This is a genomic window from Haloferax marinum (assembly GCF_009674625.1).
Lineage (GTDB): Archaea > Halobacteriota > Halobacteria > Halobacteriales > Haloferacaceae > Haloferax > Haloferax marinum.
In genome coordinates, this window is record NZ_WKJQ01000001.1 from 771,690 (window position 1) to 792,051 (window position 20,362).

Genomic DNA, 20,362 nt, shown 5'->3' on the forward strand with positions numbered 1-20,362 from the left:
GCAAGAACCCTGCGTCCGGAACGTTCGTTCACGGATGAAACTGCGCGTCGATTACAAAGCAAGCCTTCGTCTCGTGGGGACAGTCTTGAAGTATCTCGCAGTCCCCCTCTGTTTTCCCCTCGTCGTCGCGCTGTACTACGGTGAGTCGGTGATTCCGTTCGTCGTCACCATGGCGGTCACGGTTCTCGTCGGGATGGGACTCGAACGCCTCGCCGAAGACCCCGACATCGGCGCACGAGAGGGATTCTTGATGGTCGCAGCGACCTGGTTCGCGGTGACACTCGTCGGTGCGATTCCGTTCCTCATCGAAGCCCACGGCGTCCCCTTCGTGATGGCGGCACTCCACCCCGAATCGACTCTCGGGAACCCCGCAAACGCGCTGTTCGAAACGATGAGCGGCTTTACCACCACCGGGGCGACGGTGCTCGGCGATATCTCGTTCGAGTCGCACTCTCGCAGCATCATGATGTGGCGACAGCTCACCCAGTGGCTCGGCGGGATGGGTATCGTCGTCCTCGCGGTGGCGATTCTCCCCGAACTGTCGGTCGGTGGTGCCCAACTGATGGACGCCGAGGCTCCCGGCCCTGGAATCGAGAAACTCACGCCGCGAATCGCCGAGACGGCACGCGCTCTCTGGGGTGCGTACCTCGGACTGACCGTCCTCGAAATCGTCCTCCTGTACGGCCTCCACGTCACGGGCAACGCGCCCAATATGGACGTGTACAACGCCATCGCACACGGGTTGACGACGATGCCGACTGGGGGGTTCTCGCCAGAAGCACGGAGTATCGAGGCGTTCTCTGCGGCCGCCCAGTGGGTCATCGTCCCCTTCATGGTTGCCGCCGGGACCAACTTCGCGCTGTTCTGGCACGTGCTGACGGGCGACCCGAAGCGTCTCGTCCGCGACACGGAGTTCAAGTCCTATCTCGGCATCATCGGCGTCATCTCGGCCATCCTCGCAGGAGTGCTCTTCTTGGGAGACGGCCTGGCGTCCGCCGCACCGGCGGCCGGGACGTTCGACCAAACGTACCTCGAAACGGTCCAGACGGCCATCGTCGGCAACGTCGAACCGTCGCTCCGTCAGTCGATATTCCAGGTGGTGTCTATCGTCACCACCACTGGCTACGCGAGCATGGACTTCAACGCGTGGAGCGCACCGACCCAGTATGGACTGCTCTTTGCGATGTTCATCGGTGGGTCTGCGGGGTCCACCGGTGGGGCAATCAAAATCGTCCGCTGGTACGTCATCCTGAAGTCGCTCCGCCGGGAGTTGTTCACCACCGCCCACCCCGAGGCGATTCGCCCCGTCAGACTCGCCGGACGCGCCGTCGACGAACGCGCTATCCGCGGTATCTACGCTTTCACGCTCTTGTATCTCGTGATGTTCTTCGTCTCCACCGGCCTGCTCCACCTCGACGCTGCCCGTATCGGCTTCGAACTGAGCGTCCTGGAGTCGATGAGCGCCGTCGCCGCGACGCTCGGGAACGTCGGGCCGGGGTTCGGCGTCGTCGGCCCGATGGGGAGCTATCTCGACTTCTCGAACAGTTCGAAACTCTGGATGGTCCTCCTGATGTGGATGGGCCGACTGGAGATTCTCCCCGTCTTCGTCCTCTTCACGCCCGAGTACTGGCGTCGATAACCGTCGGACGGGCCACCGGTCGGACCTCGTTTTAGCTGGTGTCCAACCTGTCGCCGGAGTACAAATGTTGATGGGAGTGGTACGACACTCCAGAGTATGGAACGGAAGCGAGGGAGTCAGCAGTGCGCGTAGTCATCGTTGGCGCAGGAGAAGTCGGTTCGAACATCGCATCGAGCCTCGCAGATGCACACGACGTCGTCGTCGTCGACGTCGACGCCGACCGCGTCGAGGAACTGAACTACTCACTTGACGTGCTGGCGATACAGGGCGACGGAGCGTCCATCGAGACGTTAGAGGAAGCGGGCGTGGGGGACGCAGACCTCCTCATCGCCAGCACCGACCACGACGAGACGAATCTCGCGACCTGCGGGACGTCGAAGGTACTCGGAGAGGCGTTCACCATCGCGCGGGTCAAACAGGTCGGCTTTCTCCGGACGTGGGAGCGAACCTCCAGCGCGTTCGGCGTCGATTTCATGGTCTGTTCGAACCTGCTCACCGCAGAGGACATCGTCCAGATTATCGGCCTCCCTGCCGCCGTCGACGTCGAGTGGTTCGCAAACGGCCTCGTCCAGATGGCCGAGTTCGAACTCGGCCCGGACAGTCCCCTCGTCGGCCAAACCGTCAGCGAGGCCGACCAGTTCGAGTTTCTCACGTTCGCCGCAGTTCTCCGGAACGGCGACGTCGAGTTGGCCCGCGGTGACAGCACACTCGCCGCCGGTGAACGTGTCGTCGTCATCGGACCGCCGGAGCGCGTCCACCAGTTCGCCCTGACCGCCTCGCCCGCAGCAGCGTCCGACGACACGGAGAGCGTCTTCGTCGTCGGTGGTGGCGAAATCGGCTACCAGACTGCCCGGTTGCTCCAAGAGCGGGGCATCAACCCCCGACTCATCGAAGAAGACCCCGAGCGCGCTCGCGAAGTCGCCGAGTCACTGTCGAAGACACTCGTCTTGCAGTTCGACGCCACCGACACCGACGCACTCGAACGGGAGAACTTCGACAGCGCAGACGCCGTCGTCGCCGCACTCGAAAGCGACCAAGAGAACCTGCTCGTCTCGCTGCTCGCCAAGCGGTTGGGAGTCAAACAGACGATTGCCGTGGTCGAGACCGGCGAGTACCGCGACGTGTTCGAGGCGGTCGGCGTCGACGTCGCGGTCAACCCGCGCGTCGTGACCGCCGAAGAGATAACTCGAATCACGCGCGAGGAGACCACCGAGAAACTCACCTTTATCGAAGACGACCGGGCCGAAGTCATCGAAGTCGAAGTCAGCCCAGACAGTGCACTCGCTGGGGTGCCGATTCGTGAGTCGATACCGAAGCTACCGGCCGGTGTCGTCGTCGGTGCAATCGCCAGACAGAGAGACCTCGTGTCGCCTCGGGGTGATACAGTCATCGAGGTCGGAGACCACGTCGTCCTCTTCGTCGATGCGGCCATCGCCGAGGAAATCACCGCCGCAATCTGACGGGGGAATCGGCCGTCGCCGTCGATAGGGGTCTCGACTCGGTACGTCTCTCACGCCCGCCAGTACGACGGCGTGAGGATGATGAGCACCGAGAGAATCTCCAGTCGGCCGATCCACATCAGAAAGACCATGTAGAGTTTCGCCGCGTTCGAAAACGGCAGGAAGTTGTTCATCGGCCCGGCGACACCGACACCGGGGCCGATGTTGCCGAGGGTGGCGATGGCGACGCCGACTGCTTCGATGCCGGAGAGTTCGAGGCCGATTCGGAGGCTATCGAGGTAGATGAGCACCGTCGAGACGGCGAAGATAGCGAGGAACGTCATGGTGAAGACGAACAGGCCACGAATCGTCGATTCGTCGATGACCTCGTCGGCGAGGCGAACCGGTCGCACTGCGTCCGGGTGGACCGAGGTGAATAGCTCTCGAACTGCCGTTTTCTTGATGAGATACCAGCGGATTATCTTGACCGACCCGGCCGCAGACCCTGCCGACCCACCGAGGAACATCGCGAGGAGGAGAACGACCTGCGCCGACTGGTCCCACGTGTTGAAGTCCATGCTGGCGTAGCCAGTCGTCGTCACGATTGCCACCGTCTGGAAGACGGCCTGCCGGAGTGAGTGTTCGACGTTCCCTGGAATCGGGTCGACGTTCGTCGGGACGACGTCGAGTCCGAGACCAGTAAACAGCAGTGCGGTGAGAACCACGCTCACCACGGCCATCATCGTGAGGTACGACCGGAACTCCGCGTTGTCGGTCAGTCGTCTGGGTTCGCCCGCGAGGACGTACCAGAACAGCGCGAAGTTAGTCCCGGCGACGACCATGAAGATAGTAATTGCCCACTGTATCGCCGGTGAGAAGGCTTCGACGCTCCGTGCTTCCGGCGAGAATCCGCCCGTCGGGAGCGTCGTCAGCGCGTGCGCGATGGCGTTGTAGAAGTCCATGTTCGGTGCCACCCCGGCGAGATGGAGACCGTAGTAGACGACGACGGCGGCGACGGTGAAGGCGGCGTAGATTTGCCAGAGCGCACGGGCCGTGTCACGAATCCGAGGCGTCAGTTTCTCTATCGACAGCCCCGGTGCTTCCTGGTCGATGACCTGTGCGCCACCGACCGACAGTTCGGGGAGAATCGCCACCATCAGGACGATGATACCCATCCCGCCGAGCCACTGGGTCACCTGCCGCCACATCAGAATCGACCGCGAGTGCTGGTCGAACGAAATCTCACCGAGCACTGTCGCTCCCGTCGTCGTAAAGCCGCTCATACTCTCGAACAGCGCGTTGACCGGGGTTGCGACGGTTCCCTGTCCGGCGACGAGGTACGGAATCATCCCCACGAGCGGGACGGCAAGCCACGTCAGACTCACCAACAAGAACGCCTCGCGGTGTCCGAGGTCGGGGTCGGTCCGGAGTCGTTCGAGTCCGACGCCGACGACCAACATCACAGCCATCGCGACGAGGAACGGGATGGGGCTCTCACCGTAGTAGAGGGCGACTGCGATGGGCAACAGTGGCGGGAGTGCCATATACTTGAGGACGGAGCCCAGAAAGCCCAGACTCGTCCGGTAATCGACGACCGTTTTGAAGTTCGCGTTCATCCTCGTGTTCACGTCTCACAAAAAGTAGCAAGCATATGATTCCTTAGGTAGTCAGACGGCGACAGTTCGAGGGCAGGCCAGTTGCGCGTGAGGACCGCCACCACCCGGCAGGAATCTGACCCGACCTTTATCAGCGTGGATACTGTTGTCGAATTTATATACGCATGACAACTCGACAACTGGCTGGTGTCGAGAGGGGTACGACGTGAGTCATTCCGGTGGACGCGAACCGTCGGTAAGCCTGAGCCTCTTAGACGCGACGATGGTCGGCATCGGCGCGATGATTGGTGCCGGTATCTTCGTGTTGACAGGGCTGGCCGTCGACATCTCGGGGCCTGCCGCAATCGTCGCGTTCGCACTCAACGGTGGGGTCACGACTTTCACGGCGCTATCGTACGCAGAGTTAGCCTCTGCAATCCCCCGGAATGGGGGCGGTTACGCGTACGTCCGAGAGGTGTTTTCGGCACCCGTCGCGTTCGTCATGGGGTGGACACGGTGGTTCACCTACATGATTGCCGGGTCGCTGTACGCACTCGGATTCGCGTCGAACTTCCTCGAATTCGGCCACATCTACGGGTACACCCTCCCCGGACCGCCGGTGTTGTACGCACTCGGGGCCGTCGTGTCACTCGTCGCACTCAACGCGCTCTCGACGGAGGCGTCGGGGCGGGGTGAGACGGCGATTACGCTCGTCAAAATCGCTATCCTCGCCGTCTTCGTCGCGTTCGGTCTCACGGCGACGCGAGTCGAGGAGTTCGACCCGCTCTTCACCAACGGTCCGCTCGCGGTGTTGCCGGCGATGGGCCTGACGTTCATCGCCTTTCAGGGCTACGACCTCATCGCGACGGTCACCGAGGAAGTCGAGAATCCGAGGGTGAACATTCCTCGTGCGATTTTGCTGTCGGTGCTCGTCACCGTCGTCGTCTACCTCCTCGTCGTCTTCGTCGCCATCGGGACGCTCGGCGCAGAGGACCTCGCGGGTGCGGGTGAGACGGCCATCGCACAGGCCGCAGAAGGATTCATGCCGACGTTCCCGATAATCGGCTCGGGGGCCTCGCTGATCGCCTTCGGGGCGGTGTTCTCGACGATATCCGCGCTCAACGCCGTCGTCATCGGGTCCTCACGGGTCGCGTTCGCGATGGGCCGTGAACGACAGTTGCCCGCCCAACTCGGGCGGTTCCACCACCGATACGGGACGCCACTCGTGGCGATTCTCGCCTCTGCGGTGGTGATGCTCATCGCCGTCGTCGTCGTCCCCATCCGCATCGTCGGGAATCTGGCGAGTCTGTTCTCGCTGCTTGGGTTCATCATCGTCAACTACGCGTTGATTCGACTCCGCCGCCGGCAACCCGACCTCCAGCGACCGTTCGAGGTGCCGCTGTATCCGGTGACGCCGATTCTCGGCATCGCCTGTAACGTGCTCCTCGGGTTGTTCATCGACCCGTTCACGTGGGCGCTGGCACTCGGCTGGTTGCTCTTCGGCGGCGGCGTCTACCTCCTGTTGTCCCGGCGGGACGACATCGGTGCACCCAGTCGACCGGAGATTCAGGAACCAGAGCCAATCCAATCGTCCGAAGGAGACGACGACTGAGACGATGCGAGAATCACTCGAAGACGGACGACACGACCGAACACACCACCGAGACGACTACCACACATCCACACGAACATCCACCCATGTCTGAACCAGTAACACACGACTTACGCGTCATCGTCGCCGGCGGCGGTGAGATGGGCGTCCGAACGGCAGAACTCTTAGACGACCGCGGGCACGACGTCGTCATCGTCGAATCCGACCCCGAACGCTGTGATGAGCTCGCAGACCGCTACATCGCCACCATAATCGAGGGTGACGCCTCTCGACCGGAGACACTCAGACAGGCACAACCGGAGCGAAGCGACGTCGTCGCCGCACTCACCGACGACGAGACCACCAACTTCGCCATCTGTATGGCCGCCCAGCGGATGTCGGACGTTCGGACCGTGATGCGCATCACCGAGACGGCAGACGAACTCTACGAGGAGTTCGTCGATGGCCTCGTCTTCCCGGAGCGACTCGGTGCTCGCGCCGCGACGAACGAAATCGCCAACGGCGGCGTCAGAACTATCGAAGACATCGGCGGGAGTGTCGAAGTCGTCGAAGTCGAAGTCGCCGAAGACGCCCCAGTCGCTGGCAAGCGATTAGACGAGGTTCGACTCCCGCGCGGGAGTCTCATCATCGTCGACTATCGAGGCGACAGACTCGGTGGGCCAGACACTGTCCTCGAAGCGGGCCATCGCTACGTCCTCGCCGTCGAGTCGCCCGTCGCTGACGAAGTGATGAACCTGTTCAGGGGGTAGTCTCTCTGTCGGAGTTTGAGTCGTCAATTCCCTGAAGACTTATTCTGGACCGCGGTCCGAGTTCGAACGATGTCGCCCTCCACTCGCTCACGACGAGAGATTCTTGGCCTCGGCGGAACTGCACTCGCCCTCCTCACCGGGTGTCTCTCCGAACCACCATCGACCAGTGGCGGCTCTGCACTCGCCGGCGTGACCGTCTCGAACGTTCAAATCGTCCCTGAAGTAGTCGCCCTCGCAATCGACTCTATCGGGACGCATGGTGACAGAGACGAGCAGTTCGCTCTCGTTACTATCCTCGTGGATGGAGAACGGGGGCCAGCAGTCGACGAGTTCTCGCTTTCTACCGACGAGGAGACGTTCTCACCGACTCCGCCGGACGACTTGCCGCGGGGCGGTCGTCTGTGGAATCGTGGGTATGCCTACGGGGGTCGGAGAAGCGAAGAAGACAGAAGCGAGTCCGGATACCTCGTCTTTCAGGTGCCAAACCCGCTCGGTTCCGCTGAAGTCGTGTTCCATGGACCCGGTGGCCAGTTCCAACTCGGCGCAAGCGCCCGCGAGACGCTTGCTCGCCCGCCGACTGAGTTCGCCGTCAGCGACGTTACTGCATCCGAAACTGTCGAAAGTCGCGAAGAGATGACCGTGACCGCGACGATAGAAAATGTCGGGTCACACGACGGCACGTTCGTCGGCGCACTCAACCGAGTCGGTCCGCTCATCGCTTACGTACCCGTCGAGCGAGTCGAAATCGACCTCTCGGCGGGTGAGTCGACGACGTGGGAACATTCGTACAATCCGTCGCTCGACGGTGGCACCGAATCGAGAAAGATGCAGTTCAAACTGAACTGGCGTGACGGGCGAATATCGACCGAGACGACGGTCGAACCGTCGTCGTGAGAGCCGAAAATTAGTTCTCGACTGCCGACGCCGCCCGGATAATCGTCTCCTCGTCGAACTTCTTGCCGATGAGTTGCAGGCCGACTGGCAGGCCCTCAGTCTCGCCCGCCGGCACGGAGATGGCGGGGAGGTTGGCGAGGTTCACCGGGACGGTGTTGGCGTCTGCGAGGTACATCTGGAGCGGGTCGTCGAGGCTCTCGCCGAGTTTGAACGGTGGGACGGGCATCGTCGGCGAGGCGAGTACGTCCACGTCCTCGAACGCGGCGTCGAAGTCCTGTTTGACCCACGCGCGGGCGTCCTGTGCCTTCGCGTAGTACTTGTCGTGGTAGCCTGCAGAGAGGGCGTAGGTGCCGAGGAGGATACGGCGCTTGACCTCGGGGCCGAAGCCGTCCTCGCGGGCGCGGGCGAACGCGTCGTTCCAGTTGCCTTCGTAGCCGCCGGATTTGCCGTAGCGGACGCCGTCGAAACGCGCGAGGTTCGAGGACGCTTCGGACATGGCGATGACGTAGTAGGCGGCGACGGCCTTCTCGACCGAGGGCATGCTGACCTCTTTGTACTCCGCGCCCTGTGCTTCGAGTTCGTCGAGCGCGGCCCAGAATGCCTCCTCGACGCCTTCGTCGGCACCCTCGACGAGTTCGGTCGGGACACCGATGGTGAGGCCCTCGACGTCGCCGGTCGCGGCCGCGGCGTAGTCGGAGTCGGCACCCTCGTCGTGAGTCGTGCCGTCTCGCTCGTCGGGGCCGGCGATGACGTCGAGCAGACCTGCTGCCTCTTCGACGGTCGGTGCGATTGGGCCGATTTGTTCGAGTGAGTTCGCGTAGGCGACGAGACCGTAGCGAGAGACGAGACCGTAGGTTGGCTTGATACCGACGACGCCACAGAACGCGGCGGGACAGCGAATCGAGCCACCCGTGTCGGACCCGAGTGCGAGGTCGGCCTCACCGGCGGCGACGGCGGCCGCAGAGCCACCGGACGAGCCGCCGGGGACGCGCGATTCGTCTACGGGGTTCTTCGTCGGGCCGAACGCCGAGGTTTCGGTGGTCGTCCCCATCCCGAACTCGTCCATGTTGGCCTTGCCGACGATGGTCGCACCGGCGTCTTTCAGCAGTTCGACGACCGTCGCGTCGTACGGCGGGACGTACTCTTCGAGCATCGCGGAGCCACAGGTCGTCCGGACGCCCTTCGTCGAGATGTTGTCCTTGACGGCGACGGTCTTCCCGCTGAGTGGGCCGTCTTCGTCGCTCTCGACCGCCTCTTTCGTGATGAATGCGTTCAACGACATCAGGACACCCGTGGACCTTTGAAGTAGCCGTCTTCGGTCTCTTCGGCGTTCGAGAGCGCCTCCTCTTGGGTCAGTCCATCGCGCACCTCGTCGGGGCGCATGACGTTCACCAGTTCGTCTTCACGGTCGACTTCGGGAACCTCGTCGAGGGCGTCGAAATACTCGAGGATGTCCGCGAACTGCGTCGTGAACTCCTCGACTTCGTCCTCGTCGAGGTCGACCCGTGCCAACTCGGCGACGTGTCGAACCTCGTCGGCGTCGACGGGCGTATCGCTCATATATCGGAGGTGACGGAGGCCGGGAGTAAGGGTTTCGGTGTGCGCCCTTTCGGTTCCACCAGCCGTTGCCCACGAACCGAAGCCGGCCGTACTCGAGTACGGACGTGATTCGGCCGGATTCAGTCGTCTTCTCGCCGTCAGATATAAGTAACCGGCCTCGATACGAATAGATGGAGAACGACCGTTCCCAGTTGCTTCTCTCGCACACAATGACAGATAGTGTCCGACGCTTTACGACCGATAACGCGCGCGTGCGCAAGCAGGATAACGAGAAAACTGACGGCAAACAAACGGCCGAACGCGGCCACGAAGAGACAGTCGCATGTCCCGAATGCGGGTCGACGACGCTCGTCTCCGATACGGAACACGGTGAGACGGTCTGTGACGACTGCGGCCTCGTCGTCGAGGAAGACGAGATAGACCACGGACCCGAGTGGCGAGCGTTCAACTCTTCGGAGAAAGACAGCAAGTCCCGCGTCGGTGCACCGACGACGAACATGATGCACGACAAGGGGCTTTCGACCAACATCGGGTGGCAGAACAAAGACGCCTACGGGCGTTCGTTGTCGTCGCGTCAGCGCGAGAAGATGCAGCGTCTGCGTACCTGGAACGAACGATTCCGAACCCGCGACTCCAAAGAGCGGAACCTCAAACAGGCGCTCGGCGAAATCGACCGGATGGCTTCGGCCCTCGGCCTCCCGGACAACGTCCGTGAGACCGCCTCGGTCATCTATCGCCGCGCACTCAACGACGACTTGCTCCCCGGCCGCTCCATCGAGGGTGTCGCCACGTCGTCGCTCTACGCTGCCGCCCGCATGGCGAGCACACCCCGCTCCCTGGACGAGATTACGACCGTCTCACGCGTCGAGAAGGACGAAATCGCCCGGACGTATCGGTACGTCGTCCGCGAACTCAAACTCGAAATCAAACCCGCTGACCCAGAACAGTACGTCCCGCGGTTCGCCAGCGACCTCGGCCTCTCCGACGAGTCTGAGCGACGCGCACGACAACTCTTGAAGACCGCCAAAAAGCAGGGGGTGCACTCCGGCAAGTCGCCGGTCGGCCTCGCCGCCGCCGCCGTCTACGCCGCCTCGCTCCTCACCAACGACAAGGTGACCCAGAACGAAGTTTCGGACGTGGCGAACATCTCCGAAGTCACTATCCGGAACCGCTACCACGAACTGCTCGAAGCAGAAGAGCAGATTCAGATGCCGTAACTCGGAGTCTCTTTTTAGTCGGTGTGACCGGACGGCCGTTTCGCAACATCGATACGCCATCCCTCGAAGCATCGGCCATGGAGACGACGCGACATTTCACGGCGACGGTCTACATCGTCAACGACGGTGCAGTGGCCCTCCATCGCCACGAACGCCTCGGTATCCGAATCCCGCCGGGTGGGCACGTAGATAGAGACGAACTCCCGCACGAGGCCGGCCTCCGCGAAGTCCGAGAAGAGACGGGTCTCGACCCCGAACTCGTGGACGACACCGACGACGTTCCGGCACCAGAAGGTGAGACGCTCCCACACCCACGGCAGCAGATGCTCTACGACATCAACGTCCACGAAGACGGAACGGTCGGCCACCAGCACATCGACCACATCTACTACGCCCGCGTCGACTCCCGTGAAATCGACCCAGCACCGGGTGAAGCCGACCCTGAAGTGTGGGCGTGGTACGACGAAGACGCCCTCCGTGAGAGTGACATCGACCCGGACACGGTGCAGTTCTCACTGGAGGCTATCGACGTCGTTGGCGGCAATTAGAAACTGGACCGGTTCATCTCCCAGAGGACGATTGCCAGTGGTATTCCGATTACGAGGGTCAACGCTAATGATTGATTGAGCGACATCATTCGGTCGGGGGTTCACCCTAAAAATAGCTTTCCCCGGCTACTCCAACAGCGACTCCACGTACTGCTGGACGTGGTTTTCCATCCGACGTTTGTACCCCGCCTGTCTGGCGAGTCGGTCGAGTTCTCGAGAGGCGTAGGTGCCGTACTGAACTGCCTTCTTGTCCGCTTCGGCGACGGATTCGGGGAGTATCTCTGCGACGGCCGTTCTGAGCGCGATTTTTCGCCGGCCATCGGCGACGAGTAACTCTCCCGGCAGTGGGAGCGCCGCCTCGACGACTCGGTCGTCCAAGAGGGGTGCAACGGGTTCGACGCCCGCCGCACGGAGCGTGAGAACGTCGCGTTCGAGTTGGTCGGGGAGCGTGAGCACCATCTCTCGAGCAGCGCCACGAACCGTTTCGGCTTCGACTCGTGGGTCGTCCGGGGCTTTCGCGACTTTGGCGTACCCACCGAACAGTTCGTCGGCCCCTTGGCCGACGGCGAGTCGGTCGTAGCCATCTGCGGCAACCCGTTCGGCGAGGAGGTAGAGTGGGAGGACGATTTGCACGTCCATCGGGTTCGTTCGGCCGAGTGCCGCGACGATTTCGGGGACAGCGCGCTCGATAGCGTCGTGAGTGAGCTCTACGACGCGAAGGTCGCGGTCCATCGTGTCTGCGGCGTCGCGGGCGGCGGCGATATCGTGAGCCCCCTCGAATCCGACGACGTAACACGGTGCGTCGGGCACGCCAGCGGCGACGACAGCGGAGTCGACGCCACCCGAGAACGCGACGGCGAGGCCATCGTCCGAGATGGCGTTCACTGACTCGAAGACGGCGTCTCGAACCGTAGCGAGTGCTTCGTCGGTATCCGTCGCAGCCGGTGGTGACGGAAGCGACCACACCTGTTCGTCGGCAGCAGATTCGTCGCCAGTCACCGTGCGGACGCGACCCGGCGGAAGCGAAATGGGGTCTGTCAGGTCACGGTGGTCGAACGACCACGTCTCAGGGTCGTCTCGTTCGGAAAAGAGTGGTTGTCGTCCGAGAACGTCGCGGACGAGTCTCCCGTCTATCTCACCGGCGAACCCAGCAGTGCCAGGGAGTGGGTCACGCTCTGCGAGGGCGCGTCGAACGAGTTCCGGGTCCGCACCGCGCATCACAGCAGGTCGGTGAGCGCGTGTTTCATGCGGCGTTTCGCTCCCCCGGCGGCCTGCTGGAAGGAGATGCGCCACGGGGTCTTACTGCCGACGACGCTCGTTCGCCCCTCGGTAATCGCGTCGAGGATGGCGTCGACACTTCGAGTGTCGGTGCCGACTTCGGTGACCGCCTGCCCGACCATCTCACTGATGTGAGCGTCGCTCCCGGCGGTCATCGGAAGGTTCCGTTTTTTGGCGAAGCGTTCTGCACGCTGGTTGGCGATTCCGGTGAGAAGTCGCGAGTTGTACACCTCGATAGCGTCTGCGTTGGCGAGTTGGTCCCGAGAGATGTGCGGGGCGACGCCGTGGCGCGACTTCTGGAACGGATGGGGGACGATTGCGACCCCGCCGGCGTCGTGGATGCGGTCGAGCGTCTCGTCGTACGAAAGCCCTGCAGGAATGAGTTCACGGACACCGAGCGCGAGGACGTGTCCCGCCGCGCACGTGACCTCCATACCCGGAATACCGACGAGTCCGTAGTCAGAGGCGATTTCTGCTGCTTCGAGACTTGCGTCGATCTCGTCGTGGTCGGTCACGGCAAGTGCGTCTAAACCAACCGCCACCGCCTGTTCGAGGAGGTATTCGACCGGGTCTCGCCCGTCGTACGAGAGCGCCGAATGCGAGTGCAACTCGACCGATAACACGAGGTAACCTAACAAATGAGGCTAAAAAAGCCCCCCGGTCCGCCCCCGAGGTGTGTGTCTGTGACACACGCCAGCGTCCAGCGAGAGCGAGTGGCTACCCGTCGAGAAGTTCTTCGGACGGGGACATACAACTTGAACTGGACAATATGTAAGAATACAGAAATAATAGGGTGTCAGACAATTACCTAGTACGGTGGTTGAAGCCGTGAGCGGTGGGACCACCAGGAGCAGAACAATGACCGTACGAGACATCGCACGAACGAAAGACGAACTGGTAACGGCGAAACTCGACACGCCGATTCGAGACGTAGCGCGGATGATGGACGAGAAGATGGTCGGGTCCGTCGTCGTCGCCGATGGCGACTCCATAGAGGGCATCGTCACAGACCGTGACATCGCACTCAAATGCGTCGGGTCGGGTGGCGACCTGAAAGAGATGACCGCGAAGGACGTCATGACGGCGAAACCGTTCACCGTGGACGCAGACACGGGCGTCTACGACCTGTTCCGCCAGATGCGTGAACACGGCGTCCGCAGAGCACCGGTTATCGACGGTGGGAAACTCAGTGGTATCATCACGATAGACGACTTACTCGTCCTCCTCGAAGACGAGATGCACGAACTGAGCGAGATTATCCGTGCCGAATCGCCGCCGTACACGCCCGCCTGAGGTTCCGGACGCTCGGTTTGCGACCGACCACACTATTTTTGGGCACGTTTGTGCACATAGAAAGGGTTTACAATGTGCGTTCTGACCATACCAATGAATGACGCTTCCCGACGCGGACCGCGACCTCGTCGTCGCCGAACTCGGTCGAGACCCGACGCCGGCCGAGGAGATACTCTTCGAGAACCTGTGGAGTGAACACTGTGCGTACCGGTCGTCTCGCCCGCTTCTGTCGGCGTTCGACTCGGAAGGTGACCAAGTCGTCATCGGCCCAGGGGACGACGCCGCCGTCGTCTCGCTGGACGAAGACACGTACATCACACTGGGCATCGAGAGCCACAACCACCCGTCGTACGTCGACCCCTACGACGGCGCGGCGACCGGTGTCGGCGGCATCGTCCGCGACACGCTCTCGATGGGTGCGTACCCCATCGCCCTCGCAGACTGCCTCTACTTCGGTGACTTCGACCGCGAACACTCACGCTACCTCCTCGACGGCGTCGTCGAGGGAATCGCAGACTACGGCAACGCAATCGGCGTCCCGACCGTCGCCGGCGCGACCTCGTTCCACGAGAAGTACGAGGGCAACCCCCTCGTCAACGTCGCCTGTGTCGGCCTCCTCTCGGCAGACCGCCTCGTCACGGCCGAAGCACAGAAAGCGGGGAACAAACTCGTCCTCGTCGGCAGTTCGACCGGCCGGGACGGACTCGGCGGCGCATCCTTCGCGAGTGAAGACCTCGCCGAAGACGCCGAAACCGAAGACCGACCGGCCGTCCAAGTCGGCGACCCGTACACGGAGAAACTGCTCATCGAGTGTAACGAGGCCCTCCTCGACGAGGAACTCGTCGAATCGGCGCGTGACCTCGGTGCTGCCGGCCTCGGTGGTGCTTCCTCCGAACTCGTCGCCAAGGGTGGTTTCGGTGCCCAAATCGACCTGAACGCCGTCCACCAGCGCGAACCCAACATGAACGCCTTCGAGATTCTCCTCTCGGAGTCCCAAGAGCGCATGTGCTACGAGGTGACGCCGGAGAACGTCGAGCGCGTCCAAGAGCTCGCCGACCGCTTCGACCTCGGCAGTGAGGTCATCGGCGAAGTCGCAGAGGGCAACTACGTCTGTACGTTCGACGGCGAAACCGTGGTCGACGTGCCGCCGATGTTCCTCGCCGAAGGCGCGCCGATGAACGACCTCGACGCCACCGAACCCGAACCCGTCGAGCGCGACCTCCCCGAATTCGCTCTCTCCGAGGCCCTCGAGGCAGTCTTGTCTGATCCCAACACCGCGTCCAAAGAGTGGGTCTACCGCCAGTACGACCACGAAGTCGGCCTCCGGACCGCCCGCCGTCCCGGCGACGACTCGGCACTCCTCGACATCCCGGAAGCCGAGACGAAACTCGCCTTCACCGCTGGTGCCGACCCCAACTGGACCGACGCGGCCCCGTACGACGGCGCGCGTGCCGTCGCCTTCGAGAACGCGACCAACCTCGCCGCCAAAGGTGCCACCCCACTCGCAGCAGTCGACTGCCTGAACGGCGGTAACCCCGAGAAACCAGACGTCTACGGCGGGTTCAAGGGAATCGTCGACGGCCTCGCCGACATGTGCAGTGCCCTCTCGGTCCCTGTCGTCGGTGGGAACGTCTCACTCTACAACGACTCCGTCTCTGGTCCGATTCCACCGACGCCGACGCTCGCGATGGTCGGAACTGCAGACGGCAACTCCCCCGGCATGTCGCTCACGGGTGATGGAGACTTGTTCCTCGTCGGCTATCCCGGCGACGCGCTCGGCGGTTCGGCCCTGCTGCACCACGAAGGCGGGTCCGACGCCTTCCCGGAACTCCCCGACGACGAAACCGCGGCCGCTGCACTCGAAGCGATTCGCGCCATCGCGACCGACGACTCGACGCATGCCGTCCACGACGTGAGTCACGGCGGTCTCGCGGTCACGCTCGCCGAGATGGTCACAGAAGACGTCGGTGCGGACGTTGCTGTCGAGACCGTGGTCCAACTCTTCGACGAGACGCCGGGCCGCGTCGTCGTCGAAAGCACGGACGTGGACGCGCTCGTCTCTCTCGCCGGCGACGTGCCGATTTACGAACTCGGCACGACCACCGACGACTCTCTGGGCGTGTCCGTCGACGGCGACTACGTTGCTTTCGACGCCGCGAAAATCGCCGACCTGCGCGACGTGCTCACGCGCGAACTGGACTAAGACAAAAACGGAAGCGAGAACCGTCGGTTACGGTTCGAGGACGACTTTCCCGCTAGATTTTCTGTCTTCGATGTACTGCTGTGCTGCAGCGGCGTCTTCGAGGTCGAATCGCTCACCGACGACGACTTCGAGTTCGCCAGAAGCGAGGAGTTCCGAGAGTTCAGGGACGGCACCGAGGACCGATTGGGGGCGCTTCTGCAGGGCGTTTCCGAGGTGGAACCCGATGACCGACTTGTTCTCGAAGAGGAGTCGCCTGGTGTCTGCTTTGGCGACCTCGCCCGACGCAACACCGTAGGTGACGATGCGGCCGAAGTCAGAGAGCGCGTCGAGACTGTGTTGGAACGTCTCGCCGCCGACACCGTCCAAGACGAGGTCCACGCCCTCGCCGTCGGTTTCGGCGTCGACGACGTCGCGGAAGTCTACTTCGGTGTACTGGATGGGGTGGTCGAGGCCGAGGTCTGTCGCGAGGTCGAGTTTCTCCTCGGTACTCGCGGTTCCGAACGTCTCTGCACCGGCGAGAGACGCGAGTTGGACGGCAGCGGTGCCGACACCACCGGCGGCGGCGTGAATCAACACTCGCTCGCCGTCTTCGAATCCGCCCCACTCGTGGAGGCAGTTGTAGGCGGTGAGGAACTGAACAGGGAACCCGGCGGCCTCGGCGAACGACATCGACTCGGGAACGTCGAACAGGCCAGCAGCACGGGTCGTGACGTACTCTGCATACGCGCCGCCGCCAGTCATGGCGACGACACGCTCGCCGACTTCCCGGTCGACGCCCTCGCCCACAGCGTCGATGGTGCCTGCCGCTTCCAATCCGGGCGTGTACGTCGGTGTCGGCCCGTTGCGGTAGTGCCCGCGTCGCTGCATGATGTCGGCGAAGTTGATTCCGGCCGCTTCGACAGCGAGACGGACCTCTCCCGGTCCTGGTTCGGGTTTCTCTGTTTCGCGTACTTCGAGTGTGTCGCTACTCCCGTACTCGGTGACGACGATAGATTTCACGTCTACCCATGGTCACGGAAGAGGTAAAAGCGGGGAGGAACCGGAAGTTCGGACGAAGGTCCGTGTCTACGCGAGAAGCAGTGGCAGGCCGAACGTGACGGCGAGGCCGACGGCGAGGACGAGAACGCCCGTCGTGACCTGTCCCATCGTGAACTCTTGCATCGGAGAGGTGACGCGTCCTTCTTGCTCGCCTTCGTGGTGGTCGTGGTCGTCAGCGTGGTGGTCGTCGCTCATACGCGACGCGACGGGTTCGCGGTACAAAAACACACCTAACCGTCGCCACCTTCAGCTATCTCACCGTCGTCGCGTACGACTGTTCCGCTGACCGACCCCACTGTTCAGGTGTGAGACTCCACTGCCCGAGTGCGAGTGTCTAGCCGCGTCGCACACGACGCCGTCGTCTGAACCGAGACGGTGTCGTCGAAGAACACCTCGCCGTGTTGCCATTGGCGGCAGAAACCGACGGAATAAAACACGGAGCCGAGTGAATTTCCAGTAATGACAGCTCTCGACCGCGCGTGGTGGAAGGAAGCGGTCGTCTACCAAATCTACCCCCGGAGTTTCAACGACTCCGACGGCGACGGGCTGGGAGACATACCCGGTATCGTCGAGAAGGTAGACTACCTCGATTCCCTCGGTGTCGACTGTGTCTGGCTCAACCCTGTCTACGAGTCGCCCGGCGTCGACAACGGGTACGACATCTCCGACTATCGCGCCATCATGGACGAGTTCGGGACGATGGCCGACTGGAAAGAACTCCGCGATGCCCTCCACGAGCGTGGTATTCGACTCATCATGGACCTCGTGGTCAACCACACCTCGGACGAACACGCCTGGTTCGTCAACTCACGCTCCTCGAAAGACGCCGAGTACCGCGAGTACTACTGGTGGCGAGAGGGTCGTACCCCAGAGGGAACCGGCCTCGACCCCGACGACTACGACACGCCTGCCGACGTAGACGAAGTCCCCCCGAACAACTGGGACTCCTTCTTCGGTGGCCCCGCGTGGACCTACGACGACCAGACCGGCGAGTGGTATCTCCACCTCTTCGACGAGCGAATGCCCGACGTGAACTGGGAGACTGCGGACCTCCGCGAAGAGTTGTTCGAGATGATGGAGTGGTGGCTCGACAACGGCATCGACGGGTTCCGAATGGACGTCATCAACCTCATCTCGAAACCGGACGGCCTGCCGGACGGCGAGGACCCCACCGCTATCGTCAAAGGGGTAGACAAGTTCACCAACGGCCCGCGCGTCCACGACTATCTCTCGGAACTTCACGACCGAGTGCTGGAGGGCACCGACTCGATGACTGTCGGTGAGATGGCCGAACTCTCCATCGAGGAGGCGAAACGCTACGTCGGCGAAGACGGCGACGGCATGAGTATGGTGTTCACCTTCGACCACATGCGACTCGACATGACCGACGCCGGTCGGTGGTCCTACCGGGAGTCGTCGCCGCGAGAACTCAAGGAGACGATGACGCACTGGCAGGACGGACTCGCAGACGAAGGGTGGAACTCGCTGTTCCTCAACAACCACGACGAACCGCGACAGGTCTCTCGGTTCGGCGACGTCGGTGAAGGCTACCGCCGCGAGTCGGCAAAACTGCTCGCAACCGTACTGCACACACTGCGTGGCACACCCTACATCTACCAGGGCGAGGAGTTGGGGATGACGAACTACCCGTTCGACTCCCTCGACGAGATTCGTGACGTCGACACCATCAAGAACGTCCGCGCCGCCCAGAAGTCGGGCCAGTTGGACGAAGACGACGTGATGGACCTCGTCCGGTACCGCACCCGCGACAACGCGCGGACGCCGATGCAGTGGGACGACTCCGAACACGCCGGGTTCACCGACGGCACTCCGTGGATGCCAGTCAACCCGAACAAAGACACGATAAACGCCGAGGACGCTCGGAACGACCCGGACTCCGTCTGGCACTACTATCGGGACCTCATCGACCTGCGAACAGAGCGCGACGTCGTCGTCTACGGCGAGTACGACCTTCGCCTCCCCGAACACGAGTCGCTGTGGGTCTACACGCGCACGCTCGAGACCGACGACGGCGAAGACACGCTCCTCGTCGTCCTCAACTTCGGAAACGACGAGACGGAGTTCGAACCGCCAGCGGACCTCGTCGGTGAATCTGCAGAGATACTCATCTCGAACTACGACACCGACGTGAACGCCGTCGAACAGACGACGCTCCGGCCGTGGGAAGCGCGCGTCTACGACCTCGCGTGAACGGCGGGCAGAACCACATCCGGCGGAGTCTCAGACCGTCTCGTCTGCCGTCAACGATGCCATCTCGAAATGCGATGTTTCGACACGAGCACCATCGAGCAGCGCTTCTCTGACGCCAGGGTCTGGCCCCCGAACCGGTGACACACGAAGGTTCTGCACGTCACCAAGGACCGCTTGGAGAGTGCGGGAGACTGCGTCTCGCGCTTCGACCGGGACGGCGAGTGTGACCTCGGTAAATCGGCAGTCTGCAGGCGACTCGAGTTCGGAGAGAACGTCGCTCTCCGGTGTCTGGAGTTCGATTCGGAATCCCCACGGCGTGAGCAGAAAGCTCCGACGCTCGTTTTCGGTCACCGACCAGTCGCGCTCTCTCGCCCGTTCGACGACGGCCGAGGCGTCCTCGACGACGACGCCGAAGTGGTCGAAGTCGAGTCGAGGGCCTGGTGTGAGCGTCACGTCGGCTACGCCCCCACGGTTTGTCTGCAGACGGAGTCTGAACGGTTCGGGTGGCGTGTCGGCGGCGGACAACGCGAGCGATTCGCCATCGACCGACCCGAACCGCTCGGCCGGTTCGATTCCGTGGGCCGAGAGAACTGACGCTGCGTAGTCGACGTCGGGAACGTGGTAGTGGAGGTGGAAGACGTAGGGCACGTCCATATCTGATGAGACCTGCCACGACCGTATGAACGTAGCGTCAACCCAGCGTCACGTTTGTGCAACGAAGACTATCGCGCCACAGCCATCTCACTATCGAGCGTGTCGATGCCGAAGAGGCTGTATATCGGGCAGGTTTCGGCAGTGGCGGTGACGAACAACACCGCCGCGAGGAAGAGCGCACCGGCAGCGACACCGGCGGTCGCCGGCACGTCCCACGGCCGGAGGTAGATGACGCTCATGGACACGACAGTGATGGCCAGACCCAGTGCGAGGCGAACTCCTTTGTCGAGTGAACCGACGTTTTGCTTCATGTCTCTTTGTTGGCGTGGTGGCGTAGTGTACTCTCGTGATGGCTCTCGGTGACCGGGAACGACGCGACCAGTTTCCCCTGCCGTAGTCGAAACGGTGAAACAGTCCTTTCACCAACGATTC

Annotated in this window: 19 protein-coding genes; 10 read left to right on the plus strand and 9 right to left on the minus strand. The window is 62.6% G+C overall.

All coding sequences use genetic code 11. From position 1 onward, the window contains the following. The first annotated feature begins 34 nt into the window (after window positions 1-34). Window positions 35-1,639, plus strand: a complete 1,605-nt coding sequence (locus GJR99_RS03950) for a TrkH family potassium uptake protein (RefSeq protein WP_151109486.1) — start codon at window positions 35-37, stop codon at window positions 1,637-1,639. A 122-nt stretch (window positions 1,640-1,761) separates the two neighbouring features. After that, window positions 1,762-3,099 carry a Trk system potassium transporter TrkA gene (trkA, locus tag GJR99_RS03955; protein WP_151109488.1) on the plus strand — a complete coding sequence of 446 codons (1,338 nt, stop codon included), beginning with the start codon at window positions 1,762-1,764 and terminating at the stop codon, window positions 3,097-3,099. Between the two features lie 50 nt (window positions 3,100-3,149). Here the strand turns inward: trkA and GJR99_RS03960 are convergent, their stop codons facing one another. Beyond that, window positions 3,150-4,694, minus strand: coding sequence for a TrkH family potassium uptake protein (locus GJR99_RS03960; RefSeq protein WP_151109490.1), 1,545 nt, complete (start codon window positions 4,692-4,694; stop codon window positions 3,150-3,152). A gap of 205 nt (window positions 4,695-4,899) precedes the next feature. On the opposite strand from GJR99_RS03960, the gene GJR99_RS03965 reads away from it, so the two are divergent. The 3 genes from GJR99_RS03965 to GJR99_RS03975 all read left to right on the plus strand — a co-directional run bounded on the left by GJR99_RS03965 (window position 4,900) and on the right by GJR99_RS03975 (window position 7,928). Continuing rightward, a complete protein-coding gene (locus tag GJR99_RS03965; protein ID WP_151109492.1) occupies window positions 4,900-6,285 on the plus strand; it encodes an APC family permease in 1,386 nt (461 codons plus the stop codon). Between the two features lie 86 nt (window positions 6,286-6,371). After that, window positions 6,372-7,034, plus strand: a complete 663-nt coding sequence (locus tag GJR99_RS03970) for a potassium channel family protein (RefSeq protein WP_151109494.1) — start codon at window positions 6,372-6,374, stop codon at window positions 7,032-7,034. A gap of 69 nt (window positions 7,035-7,103) precedes the next feature. Further along, window positions 7,104-7,928: a hypothetical protein gene (locus GJR99_RS03975; RefSeq protein WP_151109496.1), complete on the plus strand. Its 825-nt coding sequence runs from the start codon at window positions 7,104-7,106 to the stop codon at window positions 7,926-7,928. A gap of 10 nt (window positions 7,929-7,938) precedes the next feature. On the opposite strand, the gene gatA is transcribed toward GJR99_RS03975, so the two are convergent. After that, on the minus strand, window positions 7,939-9,210 hold the full coding sequence (gatA, locus tag GJR99_RS03980) for an Asp-tRNA(Asn)/Glu-tRNA(Gln) amidotransferase subunit GatA (protein ID WP_151109498.1): 1,272 nt from the start codon (window positions 9,208-9,210) through the stop codon (window positions 7,939-7,941). Next, on the minus strand, window positions 9,210-9,488 hold the full coding sequence (gatC, locus tag GJR99_RS03985; protein ID WP_151109500.1) for an Asp-tRNA(Asn)/Glu-tRNA(Gln) amidotransferase subunit GatC: 279 nt from the start codon (window positions 9,486-9,488) through the stop codon (window positions 9,210-9,212). The genes gatA and gatC overlap by 1 nt, the downstream gene beginning before the upstream one ends. Before the next feature lie 209 nt (window positions 9,489-9,697). Between gatC and GJR99_RS03990 the strand changes: the two genes are divergently transcribed. Together GJR99_RS03990 and GJR99_RS03995 are read left to right on the plus strand one after the other, a co-directional pair. Further along, a complete protein-coding gene (locus tag GJR99_RS03990; protein WP_191967064.1) occupies window positions 9,698-10,705 on the plus strand; it encodes a transcription initiation factor IIB in 1,008 nt (335 codons plus the stop codon). 77 nt (window positions 10,706-10,782) lie between these two features. Continuing rightward, window positions 10,783-11,253, plus strand: a complete 471-nt coding sequence (locus GJR99_RS03995) for an NUDIX hydrolase (protein ID WP_151109504.1) — start codon at window positions 10,783-10,785, stop codon at window positions 11,251-11,253. 126 nt (window positions 11,254-11,379) lie between these two features. On the opposite strand, the gene GJR99_RS04000 is transcribed toward GJR99_RS03995, so the two are convergent. Both GJR99_RS04000 and GJR99_RS04005 read right to left on the minus strand, forming a co-directional pair. Further along, entirely contained in the window at window positions 11,380-12,471 is a 1,092-nt protein-coding gene (locus GJR99_RS04000; protein WP_151109506.1) for an asparagine synthase-related protein, read from the minus strand. Next, a complete protein-coding gene (locus GJR99_RS04005) occupies window positions 12,471-13,154 on the minus strand; it encodes a PHP domain-containing protein (RefSeq protein ID WP_151109508.1) in 684 nt (227 codons plus the stop codon). The genes GJR99_RS04000 and GJR99_RS04005 overlap by 1 nt, the downstream gene beginning before the upstream one ends. Window positions 13,155-13,389: 235 nt before the next feature. Between GJR99_RS04005 and GJR99_RS04010 the strand changes: the two genes are divergently transcribed. Next, window positions 13,390-13,824 (plus strand): CBS domain-containing protein, encoded by a 435-nt coding sequence (locus GJR99_RS04010; protein WP_151109510.1) that lies wholly within the window; start codon window positions 13,390-13,392, stop codon window positions 13,822-13,824. Between the two features lie 97 nt (window positions 13,825-13,921). After that, window positions 13,922-16,027, plus strand: coding sequence for a phosphoribosylformylglycinamidine synthase subunit PurL (gene purL / locus GJR99_RS04015; RefSeq protein WP_151109512.1), 2,106 nt, complete (start codon window positions 13,922-13,924; stop codon window positions 16,025-16,027). A gap of 27 nt (window positions 16,028-16,054) precedes the next feature. On the opposite strand, the gene GJR99_RS04020 is transcribed toward purL, so the two are convergent. Continuing rightward, window positions 16,055-17,026 carry a quinone oxidoreductase family protein gene (locus tag GJR99_RS04020; RefSeq protein ID WP_151109514.1) on the minus strand — a complete coding sequence of 324 codons (972 nt, stop codon included), beginning with the start codon at window positions 17,024-17,026 and terminating at the stop codon, window positions 16,055-16,057. 66 nt (window positions 17,027-17,092) lie between these two features. Further along, the gene (locus GJR99_RS17370) at window positions 17,093-17,260 is read right to left on the minus strand and encodes a DUF7550 family protein (RefSeq protein WP_191967065.1); all 168 of its coding nucleotides are present in this window, start codon (window positions 17,258-17,260) and stop codon (window positions 17,093-17,095) included. Between the two features lie 264 nt (window positions 17,261-17,524). Between GJR99_RS17370 and GJR99_RS04025 the strand changes: the two genes are divergently transcribed. After that, window positions 17,525-19,276, plus strand: a complete 1,752-nt coding sequence (locus GJR99_RS04025; protein ID WP_151109516.1) for a glycoside hydrolase family 13 protein — start codon at window positions 17,525-17,527, stop codon at window positions 19,274-19,276. 30 nt (window positions 19,277-19,306) lie between these two features. Here the strand turns inward: GJR99_RS04025 and GJR99_RS04030 are convergent, their stop codons facing one another. Together GJR99_RS04030 and GJR99_RS04035 are read right to left on the minus strand one after the other, a co-directional pair. After that, window positions 19,307-19,930, minus strand: coding sequence for a VOC family protein (locus GJR99_RS04030; RefSeq protein WP_151109518.1), 624 nt, complete (start codon window positions 19,928-19,930; stop codon window positions 19,307-19,309). A gap of 68 nt (window positions 19,931-19,998) precedes the next feature. Then, complete coding sequence (locus GJR99_RS04035; protein ID WP_151109520.1) at window positions 19,999-20,241, minus strand: YgaP family membrane protein; 243 nt, start codon at window positions 20,239-20,241, stop codon at window positions 19,999-20,001. Window positions 20,242-20,362: the final 121 nt, after the last annotated feature.